Annotated in this window: 14 protein-coding genes and 1 pseudogene; 9 read left to right on the top strand and 6 right to left on the bottom strand. The window is 45.5% G+C overall.

From position 1 onward, the window contains the following. Window positions 1-254: 254 nt before the first annotated feature. Window positions 255-2,120 (top strand): PAAR domain-containing protein, encoded by a 1,866-nt coding sequence (locus OGV57_RS05005; RefSeq protein ID WP_054528327.1) that lies wholly within the window; start codon window positions 255-257, stop codon window positions 2,118-2,120. Beyond that, window positions 2,089-2,505 (top strand): hypothetical protein, encoded by a 417-nt coding sequence (locus tag OGV57_RS05000; RefSeq protein ID WP_003836560.1) that lies wholly within the window; start codon window positions 2,089-2,091, stop codon window positions 2,503-2,505. Before OGV57_RS05005 ends, OGV57_RS05000 begins: the two co-directional genes overlap by 32 nt. 42 nt (window positions 2,506-2,547) lie before the next feature. Here OGV57_RS05000 and OGV57_RS04995 read toward each other — a convergent pair. The 4 genes and pseudogenes from OGV57_RS04995 to OGV57_RS04980 all read right to left on the bottom strand — a co-directional run. Continuing rightward, window positions 2,548-2,697: pseudogene (locus tag OGV57_RS04995) on the bottom strand (penicillin binding protein PBP4B); the annotation flags it as partial. 16 nt (window positions 2,698-2,713) lie between these two features. Then, window positions 2,714-3,526: a MetQ/NlpA family ABC transporter substrate-binding protein gene (locus tag OGV57_RS04990; RefSeq protein ID WP_003029358.1), complete on the bottom strand. Its 813-nt coding sequence runs from the start codon at window positions 3,524-3,526 to the stop codon at window positions 2,714-2,716. A gap of 21 nt (window positions 3,527-3,547) precedes the next feature. Next, window positions 3,548-4,216: a methionine ABC transporter permease gene (locus OGV57_RS04985; RefSeq protein WP_003029361.1), complete on the bottom strand. Its 669-nt coding sequence runs from the start codon at window positions 4,214-4,216 to the stop codon at window positions 3,548-3,550. Next, window positions 4,209-5,231 carry a methionine ABC transporter ATP-binding protein gene (locus tag OGV57_RS04980; protein WP_054528326.1) on the bottom strand — a complete coding sequence of 341 codons (1,023 nt, stop codon included), beginning with the start codon at window positions 5,229-5,231 and terminating at the stop codon, window positions 4,209-4,211. The genes OGV57_RS04985 and OGV57_RS04980 overlap by 8 nt, the downstream gene beginning before the upstream one ends. Window positions 5,232-5,725: 494 nt before the next feature. Between OGV57_RS04980 and OGV57_RS04975 the strand changes: the two genes are divergently transcribed. The 7 genes from OGV57_RS04975 to lpp all read left to right on the top strand — a co-directional run bounded on the left by OGV57_RS04975 (window position 5,726) and on the right by lpp (window position 12,394). Then, window positions 5,726-6,952 (top strand): PfkB family carbohydrate kinase, encoded by a 1,227-nt coding sequence (locus tag OGV57_RS04975; protein WP_016150146.1) that lies wholly within the window; start codon window positions 5,726-5,728, stop codon window positions 6,950-6,952. Window positions 6,953-6,964: 12 nt separating this feature from the next. Beyond that, on the top strand, window positions 6,965-7,702 hold the full coding sequence (locus OGV57_RS04970; protein WP_054528325.1) for a glutamine amidotransferase: 738 nt from the start codon (window positions 6,965-6,967) through the stop codon (window positions 7,700-7,702). Window positions 7,703-7,763: 61 nt separating this feature from the next. Then, window positions 7,764-8,657, top strand: a complete 894-nt coding sequence (locus OGV57_RS04965; protein ID WP_054528324.1) for a proline iminopeptidase-family hydrolase — start codon at window positions 7,764-7,766, stop codon at window positions 8,655-8,657. Window positions 8,658-8,677: 20 nt separating this feature from the next. Further along, the gene (locus tag OGV57_RS04960) at window positions 8,678-10,021 is read left to right on the top strand and encodes an APC family permease (RefSeq protein WP_054528323.1); all 1,344 of its coding nucleotides are present in this window, start codon (window positions 8,678-8,680) and stop codon (window positions 10,019-10,021) included. A gap of 176 nt (window positions 10,022-10,197) precedes the next feature. Next, window positions 10,198-10,428, top strand: a complete 231-nt coding sequence (gene ynhH, locus OGV57_RS23775) for a protein YnhH (RefSeq protein WP_418219450.1) — start codon at window positions 10,198-10,200, stop codon at window positions 10,426-10,428. 7 nt (window positions 10,429-10,435) lie between these two features. Beyond that, entirely contained in the window at window positions 10,436-11,848 is a 1,413-nt protein-coding gene (pykF, locus tag OGV57_RS04955; RefSeq protein WP_003029366.1) for a pyruvate kinase PykF, read from the top strand. A 309-nt stretch (window positions 11,849-12,157) separates the two neighbouring features. Continuing rightward, a complete protein-coding gene (gene lpp, locus OGV57_RS04950; protein WP_003029373.1) occupies window positions 12,158-12,394 on the top strand; it encodes a murein lipoprotein Lpp in 237 nt (78 codons plus the stop codon). Between the two features lie 67 nt (window positions 12,395-12,461). On the opposite strand, the gene ldtE is transcribed toward lpp, so the two are convergent. Both ldtE and sufE read right to left on the bottom strand, forming a co-directional pair. Further along, window positions 12,462-13,466 (bottom strand): L,D-transpeptidase LdtE, encoded by a 1,005-nt coding sequence (ldtE, locus tag OGV57_RS04945; RefSeq protein ID WP_003029376.1) that lies wholly within the window; start codon window positions 13,464-13,466, stop codon window positions 12,462-12,464. A 123-nt stretch (window positions 13,467-13,589) separates the two neighbouring features. Next, the gene (gene sufE, locus OGV57_RS04940; protein ID WP_003029378.1) at window positions 13,590-14,006 is read right to left on the bottom strand and encodes a cysteine desulfuration protein SufE; all 417 of its coding nucleotides are present in this window, start codon (window positions 14,004-14,006) and stop codon (window positions 13,590-13,592) included. Between the last annotated feature and the right edge of the window lie 3 nt (window positions 14,007-14,009).

The following is a 14,009-nucleotide window of genomic DNA, read 5'->3' as shown; positions in this document are numbered from 1 at the left end:
TGATAATGATTCATTAGGCGATTCAGTATCAAATGGCAGAGTTGGTGAAATAGAGTTAATTATTGATACAAGCCGAATTTTATAATTCATTTATCCGATAAATAGATAAACCCTTGAATATTTAAAACCTAAATTTCACATGCGGAATTTAGGTTTTTTTGTGTAATTTGAGAACATAGTCACATTAATTAAATGTGAAATAGTTTGATATCATATACCCATTAGTCTGGATATTTAAAATAGGGACTTAATCTATGAACTTCTGGGATGAAGATAAGCAAGGCTTTTTATTATCTCCTGGAGATAGAACAAGTTGCGGTGGTTATATTTTGGAAAATACTGGTCTCCCTCGTATCAGAGGAATTAACATAGCATGCGAAGGAGATGAATATATATGCGGCCTTGATGGTCAACGATATAAAATTGAAGGCGGCGTACCAAATGGTTCATATATAGAGGTAGGTAGAAATTTAATTAGAAATACCTTCAAGAATACCTTTGATGATGACATCGATTATGAAGGTCGAAAAATAACACCAGCCTCAGAGAGACTGAGGAAAATGCAGGAGGAATCAGGTTTACAAAGATGTTCATATGATTCACTTAGAGACCTCAATGAAAGATTTGAACATGATGATTTTATTGGTTCTGCAGGAGGTATAATATCAGGGCGAAAAACAATCATTTCTGGAGATAAGGACAATAAATTCTTAACTTCAAATTTCAGCACGGGTTTTCGAACACGGATTTCCAGGCATTTATTTGATACTTACGCAAGGATGGGGAAAGATTTATCAGGTTATGAAACAGAAATAATATGTCTCCTTGCAGGTTCCGCACACAGTAGAGGTTCATGCAAATGTCATTGCAGGTTTACACCACGTTTTAATTTAACATACAGATATGATGAATATCTTTTGTCCAGTTTTCAGTCAGTAAATAACACCAGTAATTCAAAATCGGAGACACCACCTGTACGGCATCAGCGCCCCTCTGAAGCAAGACAATCGGTTGAACCCGGTTTTTGTGTCGTGCCAGATCAAACATCACCTAAGAAATATGAGTGTGAGTTAATAGTCAATCCACCATCGGGAGTAAGAGAGTTATACCGCCAACTAAATCCAGAAAGAGGAAAAAAACCAGGTTCAATATTGATTGTTGCTGATCCTGAAAAAATTGATACCGATAAAATAAATCATATTAAAGTTGCCAGAGATAAAATTGATCTGGCTTTAGCACCATTAACAAATGAAGAGGCTAAACTTCTATTTGAAAACAGAACCCCGGTAGATATATTCGCATCAAATTTATACAGTGATGCACTAGGAACAAGTGGCGACATTTTGGGTTATATAAAGGACGCGGGAGGAAACTATTATGAAGAAATTAATAAAAAATTAAATCAAATTCAGGGTCTATACCAAAGAACTTATAGCGAAAATGCTGGTCGTATTTCTGGTGAGGAATTTTTTGGTCAGCGAAAGCGGTTGTTTAAAGAGCTTGATGCTATTATGAATAGATTATCAAAAGAGCAATTAGATCTAAAACAATATGATAATATAAAACAGGCTCTAGGACTATCAACAAAATCAATTATACATAAATGGGATCAAACTGGTATAAATGATATTGAAGGGTATGCAAGTTATATAGAAAAATCCGCAAAGTTATTTAAAATAATGAAAACCGTAGGTTATGTTGGTGTCGGCCTCGATTTTGCTAGTTACACTACAAATGTATACGATGCTTGCGCAAAAGGCCGTGAAAGTGAATGTAGAAAAGCCGCTATCTCTGAATATAGTAAGTTTGGTGGTAAACAAACTGCAAGTATGTTTGCCAGTGGTGCTGCTGGCACAGCTTCCAGAGCTGTTTGCATGTGGGCAATGGGTTTTGCTAGCGCAGAATTTGCAGGCGCTGGTGCTGCATTATGTTTAGCGATCGGCACTGGTGCTGGAATCTTAGCAGGTAAAGGTGCTGAAAAATATGGAGAAAAAGCAGGAGAGTATGTGGGAGAAATTATAATTAATAGTCCAGAAAAGCTTACCTACTCGCCCGAGACATTTATGGAAGAATCAGGAATCCTTATATATGAAAAGTTATTTGATAGAAAATTACGCTAATTTACAAGGTTTGATAGGAATAAGTTTTATGTTTTTAATGCTAGCAATAATCTTTATATCTTATGTTATTAATGGTTATAATTACAAGATAATTGCAAAAGCATATGAGAATAAATTTGGTTTGCTTCCTCAAACAGCACGACTGGCAAGAGGGGCGAGTTTGATTGGCACTCCTGCGGCATATTTCGCAAAAATAGATTTTATTATGGGGAGCCTTATATTCCCATATAATAGAGTAATCAATCATGATATGAGTATTGAATCTTATAATTATATTAGAAACCTTCCAGGTCATTTGACTACCGGGTTTAAAATAGAAGCAGCCCTATGGCTTGCTGAGTTAGTATTAGCGATGGCTTTTATGCTAATAGAGTTTATTGTTTAAAAACAGGGACTCCGGTGGAGTCCCTTTTTAACTTTTATTTCAATGTGCCATATGTTTGAACAACAATCCAGCCATATGGTTAACCGGATCGATTGACGTCAACGTTCCGGTCCATCCTGTATGACTATAGGTTTCTGAAATGGTTAACACACCGGACGTTGACGGCATCGATGCGTTACCGTTCATACGCCACTCGGCAAAAAGCGGATTAGTTGTTTACCGGGATCACCGCGCCTTTATATTTAGTACGGATCCAGTCCTGGATCTCTTTTGAGTGCAGGACATCAACCAGCGCCACTATATCCTTCTTCTTCTCGTCGCCACGATGCACGGTAATGATGTTGGCGTACGGGTTGTTTTCACCGCTTTCAACGGCAATCGGATCTTTCACCGGATCCAGCCCGGCGTCGATGGCGTAGTTGGCGTTAATCACCACCGCATCGCCTTCGTCGTTGTTATACATCTGCGGTAACAGCGCGGCTTCCACGTTTGGCAGGAACTTCAGTTTTTTCGGATTTTCGACGATATCGCTAATGCGCGCGGTTACTTTATCCACGCCCGGCTTAAGCTTAATAACACCCTCTTTTTCGAAGATCGACAGAATACGGCCTTCCTCAGATACCGCATCGCGCATGATGACTTTGCCGCCTTCCGGTAGATCTTTCAGCGATTTCACTTTTTTCGAATAGATACCAATTGGCTCAATGTGAATTGCTCCGGCGCTGACGAAGTCATACGTTTTATCGCCCGCATGATCTTTTATCACACTGTTCAGGTACGGAATATGCTGGAAGTAGTTAGCGTCAATCTCACGACCAGCCAGCGCGGTGTTCGGCAGAATGTAATCCTGGAACGGTTTAATCTCCAGATCGATCCCCTGTTTCGCCAGAATCGGTTTGGCCTGTTCAAGGATCTCCGCGTGCGGCACGTTAGACGCACCAACGGTCAGAGTGTCTGCCCAGGAGGCAAAGCTCAGGGCGCTTAAGGTTGCTGCGGCGAGTAACGTCAGTGATTTTTTCATGATAATGGTTTCCGTATTTTATTAGCGTTTATCTAACAGAGAGGTGATCACATCGCCGCAAAGCTGGATGATGAAGACAATGAGCAAAATCGTCACCGTCGCCACCAGCGTGACGTCGCTGTGGTTGCGCTGGAATCCTTCCAGATAGGCCAGATTCCCTAAACCACCGGCACCAATTACCCCTGCCATCGCGCTGTAGCTAACCAGCGCAATTAGCGTCACGGTGATCCCGGACACCAGAGCAGGAGAGGATTCCGGCAGTAAAACCCGAAAAATAAGCGTGCTCAGCCGTGCGCCCATCGAACGTGTCGCTTCAATAACGCCTTTATCCACTTCACGCAGAGCGATTTCGACCAGACGTGCATAAAACGGCGCTGCACCGACGATCAGCGCAGGCAACGCGGCATTGGCGCCGAGAATGGTGCCTACCATCGCTTTGGTAAACGGGATCAGCAGCACGATCAAAATGATGAATGGGATTGAACGAAAGATATTCACCACCAGCGAAATAGCGCTATATACCGCTCGGTTGGGGAACAATCCGCCGCGCGCGGTCAGGAACAATGCCAGACCAAGCGCGATGCCCAGAATAAAGGTCGCAGCACCCGAAAGAGCTGTCATATACAGCGTTTCCTGGGTTGCCGCTAACAGTTGCTCCCACTTCAGATGGGGAAACAGTTCTTCAGCCATGTTGAATCACCTCGCCTTCAATGTCGCTCTGGCGCAGGTCGGCCAAAATATTGTTCAATTGTTCCTCAGAGGCCACCACGTGCACCCAAAGTTGACCAAACACACCATGTGCGGTTTGCGTCATTTTGCCGTGCAAGATATTGAATGGCAGGCCATAGCGCAGGGTCAACTCGCCAACCACAGGCCGGTGCGTGCGTTGCCCGGTAAACGTAAGCTTGATAACTACGCCGCCAAGCTCACTTGCCAACTGCGGATTAAACTCGTCTTCCTCGGTGTACTGGCTCACCTGACGAACGAACTGTTGGGTGATCGGCTGCTGTGGATGGGTAAAGACGCTGAGTACGTCGCCTTCCTCAACAACTTTGCCATTTTCCATTACCGCCACGCGATCGCAGATTTTGCGTACCACGTGCATTTCATGAGTGATCAGCACAATGGTCAATTTGAAGCGACGGTTAATATCGAGGAGTAAATCGAGGATCTGATCGGTAGTTTGCGGATCCAGCGCCGAGGTGGCTTCGTCACACAGCAGGACATCCGGATTGTTCGCCAGCGCGCGGGCAATTCCTACACGCTGTTTTTGCCCGCCGCTGAGCTGGGACGGATACGCATTTTCACGACCGCTCAGCCCAACCAGCGTAATCATTTCAGCAACCCGCTGTTTGATGGACGTTTTGGACGCGCCAGCGATTTGCATAGAGAAAGCAATATTTTCGCTAACGGTCCGTGACCACAGCAAATTGAAGTGTTGAAACACCATGCTGATTTTCAGTCGTGCCTGGCGTAACGATTCCCCACGGGCGGCAGAGATATCGTGGCCGTTAATCATCACGCTGCCTGAGGTCGGTTTTTCCAGCCCATTGAGCAAACGAATTAAGGTGCTTTTACCTGCCCCGCTGTAACCAATAATGCCGTAAATCTGTCCCTGTTCAACCGTCAGGTTGACGTCATCGACAGCGGTGATGGCAAGCCTTCCTGGCGTAAACACTTTCGAAATATTTTTCAGGACAATCATGTCGTTTGGGTATCCGCTGCTGCTTATTGTTCTTCTGCTATCGCTTTTGGCTGTTTAGCAGTATGGATGTCCAAACGAGTGTAATCAGCGGAATTGTCTTTTAAAATGAATTAAAAAGTATTTGATATAACATTTAGATATATATGTCGCGAACACTGAACAGATATCCGTTCTATCCCAGCCACGATGATGGAAAAACTCCTGACATTTTTGTTCACTGTTTTTTTTATCTCTACCCATCTCAATTTATAACTGAATCGAGCAAGCCAGCATCTTTTAAATGAGACATAGGAAATTGCAAAACTAATACATGACTGTGCTCACAAGATATCTTGCGTTAATTGTAAACATATAAAAATAAAGAACGTGTAATCCACTTTTTATTATTCTCAATAATTTGGTTTTGCTTCCGGTTTACAGCATGATCTGTGATTCATTTCACCACATGGCAACATTACTATAAATACAATTCAGCAAAATACACGGAGGCTTTAATGTTTAAAGAAGAAAGGCGTACATCTATTCTTAACTTACTCATCAAAGATCATAGTGTCAGCGTGAGAAAACTCGCCGTTCTTTTTAATGTTAGCCAGGAGACTATACGTTCAGATCTTTGTTATTTTCAGAAAACAGGAATGCTTTTGCGTTGTTACGGTGGTGGTATTGTTAACCGCCAGGCATTAAGCAAGTTGATAACAGAAAATAAAATTGATATCTCCGGCACAATTTCAACTCCGGCAAACAAAGATTTTCGATTACATAGAGAAGGCACGAAAATGTCGGGAAAAGTTTGTATATTAGGTTCATTTAATATTGATGTATCGGCTACCGTCCCCTGGCTTCCGCAAAGCGGTGAATCAATCCTCGCAAGCCAGTTCGGTTTTTATCCAGGAGGTAAAGGTGCTAATCAGGCATTGGCCGCAAATAATGCTGGCACCGACGTCCACTTTATTTTTAAAGTAGGTAAAGATCAGTTTAGCTCTTTTGCCCTCAATCATATTATCCAATCTGGTATAAATTCATATTGTGCTTATCAGACTGATGATGCACCCACCGGAAGTGCATTAATTTATGTTTCAGAGCAGGATGGTGATAATATCATTGCTATCTATCCTGGTGCCAATATGATGCTAACCAGACACGAAATTAATGAACAGCAGGGTCATATATCTGAAGCTAACGTTTTGCTAATGCAGCTGGAGACTAATATCGATGCTATTGAAGAATTTGTTCGCTTGGGTAAATTAGCAAACAAGACAATTATTTTGAATCCGGCACCTTATACCAAAAATGTTAGCCGTTTATTACCTTCAATAGATATTTTAACACCTAACGAAACAGAAGCATCATTTTTATCGGGTATTACAATATTAAATATTGATGATGCTCAAAAAGCAGGGAATATCATTCTTCAATCAGGCGTTGAGAAGGTCATTATCACTCTCGGCGCACAAGGATCATTACTGTGCGAACGCCACCGTACTTTGTTTATCCCAGCCTGGAGTGCCGTCGTCAAAGATGCTGCGGGCGCGGGTGATGCATTTAATGGCGCACTGGCCGCCTCACTTGCCCGTAAATCAGACCTTGTATCAGCCATTCAGTATGCCTCTGCCTTTGCTTCACTGGCAGTTGAACAAGAAGGCGCATCGAGCATGCCGCAGCATGAGCTGGTACTACACCGGATGCGCACTCAATCGCATGATATTATTAATATCAAATAATAGGATCTCAGTATGAAAATTTTATTTATCGGTGAGTCATGGCATATTCATATGATTCATTCTAAGGGATATGACAGCTTCACATCCAGTAAATACGAAGAAGGCGCTGACTATCTCTTATCCTGTCTGCGCCAGCAAAATATCACTATCGACTACATGCCAGCGCATATTGTACAAACCCGCTTCCCGCAGACGGTAGAGGAACTTGATATATACGATGCTATCGTGATTAGCGATATAGGCAGCAATACCTTTTTGTTGCAAAACAAAACTTTTTATCAGATGAATATCATCCCGAATGCGTTAGCGCTGATTAAAGAATATGTCTCAAATGGCGGCGGTCTGTTAATGATTGGCGGATACCTTTCCTTCACCGGCATTGAAGCGAAAGCAAATTATAAAAACACCCTGCTGGCCGAAGTTTTGCCTGTCGAAATGCTGGAGCATGATGATCGCGTTGAAATTCCGGAAGGATGCTGCCCAATCAACACGGAGGAACAGCATATCATTACGCAAGACCTGACACAGTGGCCCCCCTTGCTCGGTTATAACAAATTGCGTGCCAAGGTAAACAGCATCACATTGGTCAAAATAAATGACGACCCACTATTAGTTCTCGGTGAGTACAATAAAGGTAAAGTCGGCTGTTTTGCCAGTGATTGCGCACCGCACTGGGGAAGTCCGCAATTTATGCAATGGGAACATTACAAGTCATTCTGGTGTAACGTTCTGCAAGCAATTAAAAAATAAACGCCAATCTGCAGGTGATTATTGAATCACCTGCCCTTTACCCTCCGTATCGGTTAAAAATATGCAAAGTCACTACAAATATGGTGAAATGTTTTGCGATAGCATATTAACCAGCTATCGTATTTATGGCGACCCGGCATCTCAATTAATGCCATTAATTATCTTACACGGCGGTCCATCAGGCGGTTTTGATTATCTATTAAATTATCATGAGCTGTCTGATGATGGACGCATGGTGATATTTTACGATCAATATGGCTGTGGTCGTTCGACGCATTTTCCGCTGGCGGATGCCTCATTCTGGACAATAGAACGTTATCTTCAGCAACTTCGCCAATTAATCAGTCATCTGAATATTGGTCAGCGATATTCATTACTCGGACATTCCTGGGGAGGTATGCTGGCAGCAGAGCACGCCTGCACGCAACCGGAAGGGTTGAGTGGTGTGATATATGCCAGCGCTCCCGCCAGCATCCCACTTTGGCAAAGCGAAGTACTGCGATTGTTTAAAGAACTCACGACTGGCGCTGATGCAATGTCAGACGATGCCATTATGCAGGCAAAAATCTATCAGCATCCGCCTGAACAACTTATTGCCTACTACAAAAAACATGTTTATTCCCTGGCGCAAGAACCGCTGCATATTCAGCGTTCTGATGCGCAATTTGCCGCCGATCCCACCGCCTACCATGTGCTATGGGGCGCCAATGAACTTGCGGTGAATGGCTTGCTGGCGCAGTGGGACATCACCCGTTCATTGCACAAGATTCGATGCCCAGGATTAGTCCTTCATGGTGAGTATGATCAGGCGACATCACAGGTCGTTCAACCGCTTATTACCCATATAACCCACTGTCGGGGTGTCACGATTCCTAACAGCAGCCATAACCCACATGAAGAAAATACCGAGCCTTGCCTCACTGCTGTCCGTGAGTTTTTACGAGGCCTTGATTAACACGAATTGAGGTGTTTACTATGAGTAAAATAAAAAAGTTATCTCTCACAGATTTGGTGCTGTACGGGCTGGTATTTATGGTGCCGATCGCGCCGGTTTCTCTCTATGGCGTCGTATATAATTTATCTCATGGCATGGTCGCGCTCGTGTATATTATTGGCGCTATCGCGATGTTTTTTACCGCCCACAGCTATTCAACATTATCAAAGCACATCTCATCCTCCGGGTCGGCTTATACCTATGCAGGCGTGTGCATCAACCCCGCTGTGGGTTTTCTCACCGGATGGATTTTGTTGCTGGATTATCTGTTATTCCCTACGCTGGTTGCCGTCCTGGGCGGTGTTGCTGTTCATGCAATACTTCCGCAAATACCGATTTGGGTATGGCCGTTAATTTATGTGGCTATCGGAACGGGCATAAATTATTTGGGAATACAACAAACAGCTAAATTCGACAAACTGCTGGTCTTTATTCAACTCGGTATTCTGGCCATTTTTGTGGTGCTGATTTTGCGACTGCTGATGCTTGATAGCAGCCACGCGTCATTTTCTTTCAAACCTTTTTTTGATTCTCAGTGGTTTACGCCTGGCTTAATTGCTACCGCGATCTCTGTTGCGGCGCTCAACTTCCTCGGATTTGATGCCATTAGTACCCTAAGTGAAGAAAGCGAAGGCGGCGGGAAAGCAGTCAGTAAGGCAACCCTTCTCGCCCTTATCCTGGCCACCGTGCTGTTTATTATTGTGGTGACCTTTGCCGCATTCGCTACGGGTAAAATCGACAGTTTTGCGGAAGGTACAGAAACTAACGAGGCCTTTTTCACGATTGCAGGCGATGTTGGCGGCATCTGGCTTAAAGTTGCATTTTCTATCATCGTAGCGTTCGTTTGCGCAGTCGGGAATATCATTACGGCGCAAACTGCCGTATCGCGCGTCCTGTTCTCTATGGGGCGAGATAAAATGTTACCCACATTTCTGGCGCATGTGCACAGTAAAAGAAAAACACCTGACTATGCAATTCTGTTCACCGGGGCTGTGACACTATTCCTTAGTTACTTGTTTTCCGGGAAAATTGAATCCATATCCACCCTTGTCAACTTCGGTGCGCTTTTCGCATTCTTTATGGTGAACCTGAGTGTCTTCGTGCTCTACAACGTAAAGATGAAAGAGCATCGTCGTTTTGTCCCTCATGTGATTTCTCCTGTGCTGGGGATGGTCGTCATTGGTTATGTCTGTATGAATATGAACATTCACGCGCTGACGCTCGGGGTTATCTGGTCTGTAATCGGTCTGGCGGTTCTGTGGTATCGGAAAGCGCATAAGCAGGACATCCATATCGATCTTGAGGGGCGAAAGCTGCTCGACTAAGGCTGAATGCTGAGTTTGCAACACGTTATTTTTTTCTTGTTGCGCAACACCGTCTGAAGTTGGGCGGTGTTTTGTTAACCAACCCGAAACAATTTAATGCTGATTCTTTGTAAAAGTGCACAGAAGTGTTTTGAAACGCTGTTTCCATTTTCCTTTTTGATAATTTTCAGCGTATAATGCGCGCCAATTGTCTCTTGAATGGTTTCAGCACATTGACCTGTAAAACTCAACGACTACAAAAATCACCATCCCGTTGGGCTGAAACACAAGCACACATTCCTCTGCACGCTCTTTCGATGTCACCTATCCTTAGAGCGAGGCATCACAACTTTCGTAACTCAGGTTTAGCTTCCCGTCCGTGCGCGGCGGGAGCCAGATTTCCATATCCTTCTCAACTTAAAGACTAAGACTGTCATGAAAAAGACGAAAATTGTTTGCACCATCGGTCCGAAAACCGAATCCGAAGAGATGTTAACCAAAATGCTGGACGCGGGCATGAACGTCATGCGTCTGAACTTCTCTCACGGCGACTATGCAGAACACGGTCAGCGCATCAAGAATTTGCGCAACGTCATGAGCAAAACCGGCAAGAAAGCAGCAATCCTGCTCGACACCAAAGGTCCGGAAATCCGTACCATCAAACTGGAAGGCGGTAACGACGTTTCCCTGAAAGCAGGCCAGACCTTCACCTTCACCACCGACAAATCTGTCGTAGGCAACAACGAAATCGTTGCTGTTACTTATGAAGGCTTCACGAAAGATCTGTCCGTCGGCAACACCGTTCTGGTTGACGATGGTCTGATCGGCATGGAAGTTACCGCCATCGAAGGTAACAAAGTTATCTGTAAAGTGCTGAACAACGGCGACCTGGGCGAAAACAAAGGTGTTAACCTGCCGGGCGTTTCCATCGCACTGCCAGCACTGGCTGAAAAAGACAAACAAGACCTGATCTTCGGTTGCGAGCAAGGCGTTGACTTCGTTGCAGCGTCCTTTATCCGTAAACGTTCTGACGTCGTTGAAATCCGTGAGCACCTGAAAGCGCACGGCGGCGAAAACATCCAGATCATCTCCAAAATCGAAAACCAGGAAGGCCTGAACAACTTCGACGAAATCCTCGAAGCGTCTGACGGCATCATGGTTGCGCGTGGCGATATGGGCGTTGAGATCCCGGTTGAAGAAGTTATCTTCGCGCAGAAAATGATCATCGAAAAATGTATCCGCGCACGTAAAGTCGTTATCACTGCGACCCAGATGCTGGATTCCATGATCAAAAACCCGCGTCCGACCCGTGCAGAAGCCGGTGACGTAGCGAACGCCATCCTCGACGGTACCGACGCAGTAATGCTGTCTGGCGAGTCAGCAAAAGGTAAATACCCGCTGGAAGCCGTTACCATCATGGCGACCATCTGTGAGCGTACTGACCGTGTGATGACCAGCCGTCTGGACTTCAACAACGACAGCCGCAAACTGCGCATCACCGAAGCCGTTTGCCGTGGCGCGGTTGAAACTGCTGAAAAACTGGACGCGCCGCTGATCGTCGTCGCAACCCAGGGTGGTAAATCTGCTCGTGCAGTACGTAAATACTTCCCGGATGCTACCATCCTGGCGCTGACCACCAACGAAACTACCGCGCGTCAGCTGGTGCTGAGCAAAGGCGTTGTTGCACAGGTGGTTAAAGAAATCAGCTCTACCGATGATTTCTATCGCCTGGGTAAAGAAGTCGCTCTGGAAAGCGGTCTGGCTCAGAAAGGTGACGTTGTGGTTATGGTTTCTGGTGCACTGGTTCCGAGCGGCACCACCAACACTGCATCCGTTCACGTGCTGTAATAATTCCATCGCGAATTAATTTGCTTAAAAAAGCGCCCTGGTGGCGCTTTTTTTATTTAATCGATAGCCACAATTAATAAAAAATCAAATCGGATTTCACTATCTAATCCGTGATTATCTAAGATGAATCCGATGGAAGCTTTCTGTTTTCACTCGGTTTTTTAGCCGTTTTTGCACAATTCGATGCTTCTTTGAGCGAACGATCAAAAATAAGTGCATTCCCATCAAAAAAATATTCTCAACATAAAAAACTTTGTGTAATACTTGTAACGCTACATGGAGATTAACTCAATCTAGAGGGTATTAATAATGAATCGTACTAAACTGGTACTGGGCGCGGTAATCCTGGGTTCTACTCTGCTGGCAGGTTGCTCCAGCAACGCTAAAATCGATCAGCTGTCTTCTGACGTTCAGACTCTGAACGCTAAAGTTGACCAGCTGAGCAACGACGTGAACGCAATGCGTTCCGACGTTCAGGCTGCTAAAGATGACGCAGCTCGCGCTAACCAGCGTCTGGACAACGCAGCTACTAAATACCGCAAGTAATAGTATCTGTGTAATAAAAATGGCGCACATTGTGCGCCATTTTTTTGCTCTGAATTCCCCTTCCCTGTTATTGCGTAGCGCGCACCTCAGCATCTTCTCCCGGCACACCATTTTGCGCAGACTTCACTTCTGGCCCATTGCTCGCGACCGATGCTTGCCCGGCAGTGACGGTGACCGGATAACCTGCACGACGATACAACGCCCTTTCCACCAGACTGTTATCCACCGCTTTATTGTCTTTAAACTGGGTAAAGCCGGCTGGTAACACATACGGCATGGTCTGGACGTTTTGTTCCTCTTCAGGCGACAGCGGTCGATGCACTTCGACATACCTCATGCCGTTCGGCTCTATCGAATATTTTATCGGCTCATTAATCACCCTGACCGGCGTGCCTGTGCGGACCTGAGCAAACAACGCTTTGATATCCGGCGCGTTCATGCGAATACACCCAGAACTCACTCGCAGGCCCACGCTGTCGGGCGCGCTGGTGCCGTGGATCAGATATTCACCGTTTCCATGCGCCAGACGCAGTGCAAAGCGTCCTAACGGGTTATTTGGTCCAGCAGGTACAACAGGCGGTAATGTGATGCCGCGCTCCAGAGAGCGTTTACGGATGCCTGGTGTAGGGGTCCAGGTTGGATTCGGGATTTTCTGCCCAACCCGGGTTTCCATTACCGGCGTTTCCAGCCCCTGTAAACCGATACCAATCGGGAATACCTGAACAATATTCTCTCCCGGCGGGAAGTAATACAGACGCAGTTCCGCCAGATTCACAATAATGCCTTCGCGTGGTGCATCCGGCAGCAGTAATTGTGAGGGAATAGTGATCAGCGTTCCGGGTTTAGGTACGGGGGCAATAGTATTGTTGGCTTCAAGGATCAGCATTGCAGCGGTATCAAACTTACGGGCTATCGCCTGTAGGTTTTTATCGCCTTCCTGCACGGTGTAGGTTTGGTTTTGCCCAACAAGGCGGCTGTTCGCCTGGGGCAAAGGATAATCGACCGCCCATGCGGCCTGAATAGCGCTGTAGGCGCCGATTAGCATTAACGTAATAACAGACGCGCGTTTCATACTCACTCACCCCCCTGGCGTTCTTGCCGGCCGGCGGCGAGCGCCCGATCCGGCCTACGAGTCACTGCGTTGCCTTACACGAACGCTTTCAAGTCGGTCTGAAAGTTGACGTGTTTTATCAGTTTAGCTAAGAGTTGCGGCTTTGGCGCGAATAGCCCGAATCATCGCCTCCAGCCCTTGTGAACGAGACGGTGTGAGATGCTGTGCGAGCGCCATTTTTTCAAACCACGGGCGCACATCAAAATTCACAATATCCTGGGCCGTCATGCGATCATACAAAATGAATACCACGGCAATAAGCCCTTTCACAATTGCCGCATCACTGTCGCCCTGTAATTCAATAATCCCTTCGCCATTCTGACGCATAACAATCCATACCTGGCTTTGACATCCCTGAATGCTATTTTCCGGGCAGCGTAAGTCGTCGTTTAGTTCCGGCAAACGCTGACCCAGTTCAATAATGTACAGGTATTTCTCTTCCCAATTAGCGCAACGCAGAAAATTACGCAACAACTTTTCTTTATCCGGTAGCGCAGCCATAAC

The sequence above is a fragment of the Citrobacter sp. Cf087 genome (assembly GCF_030334285.1).
GTDB lineage: Bacteria > Pseudomonadota > Gammaproteobacteria > Enterobacterales > Enterobacteriaceae > Citrobacter > Citrobacter freundii.
This window is presented reverse-complemented; position numbering and strand designations above follow the sequence as displayed.

Coding starts and splice junctions, on each gene's coding strand:
- OGV57_RS05005 (WP_054528327.1), top strand. CDS start 255: ATGAACTTCTGGGATGAAGATAAGCAAGGCTTTTTATTATCTCCTGGA.
- OGV57_RS05000 (WP_003836560.1), top strand. CDS start 2,089: ATGAAAAGTTATTTGATAGAAAATTACGCTAATTTACAAGGTTTGATA.
- OGV57_RS04990 (WP_003029358.1), bottom strand. CDS start 3,526: ATGAAAAAATCACTGACGTTACTCGCCGCAGCAACCTTAAGCGCCCTG.
- OGV57_RS04985 (WP_003029361.1), bottom strand. CDS start 4,216: ATGGCTGAAGAACTGTTTCCCCATCTGAAGTGGGAGCAACTGTTAGCG.
- OGV57_RS04980 (WP_054528326.1), bottom strand. CDS start 5,231: ATGATTGTCCTGAAAAATATTTCGAAAGTGTTTACGCCAGGAAGGCTT.
- OGV57_RS04975 (WP_016150146.1), top strand. CDS start 5,726: ATGTTTAAAGAAGAAAGGCGTACATCTATTCTTAACTTACTCATCAAA.
- OGV57_RS04970 (WP_054528325.1), top strand. CDS start 6,965: ATGAAAATTTTATTTATCGGTGAGTCATGGCATATTCATATGATTCAT.
- OGV57_RS04965 (WP_054528324.1), top strand. CDS start 7,764: ATGCAAAGTCACTACAAATATGGTGAAATGTTTTGCGATAGCATATTA.
- OGV57_RS04960 (WP_054528323.1), top strand. CDS start 8,678: ATGAGTAAAATAAAAAAGTTATCTCTCACAGATTTGGTGCTGTACGGG.
- ynhH (WP_418219450.1), top strand. CDS start 10,198: ATGCGCGCCAATTGTCTCTTGAATGGTTTCAGCACATTGACCTGTAAA.
- pykF (WP_003029366.1), top strand. CDS start 10,436: ATGAAAAAGACGAAAATTGTTTGCACCATCGGTCCGAAAACCGAATCC.
- lpp (WP_003029373.1), top strand. CDS start 12,158: ATGAATCGTACTAAACTGGTACTGGGCGCGGTAATCCTGGGTTCTACT.
- ldtE (WP_003029376.1), bottom strand. CDS start 13,466: ATGAAACGCGCGTCTGTTATTACGTTAATGCTAATCGGCGCCTACAGC.
- sufE (WP_003029378.1), bottom strand. CDS start 14,006: ATGGCTGCGCTACCGGATAAAGAAAAGTTGTTGCGTAATTTTCTGCGT.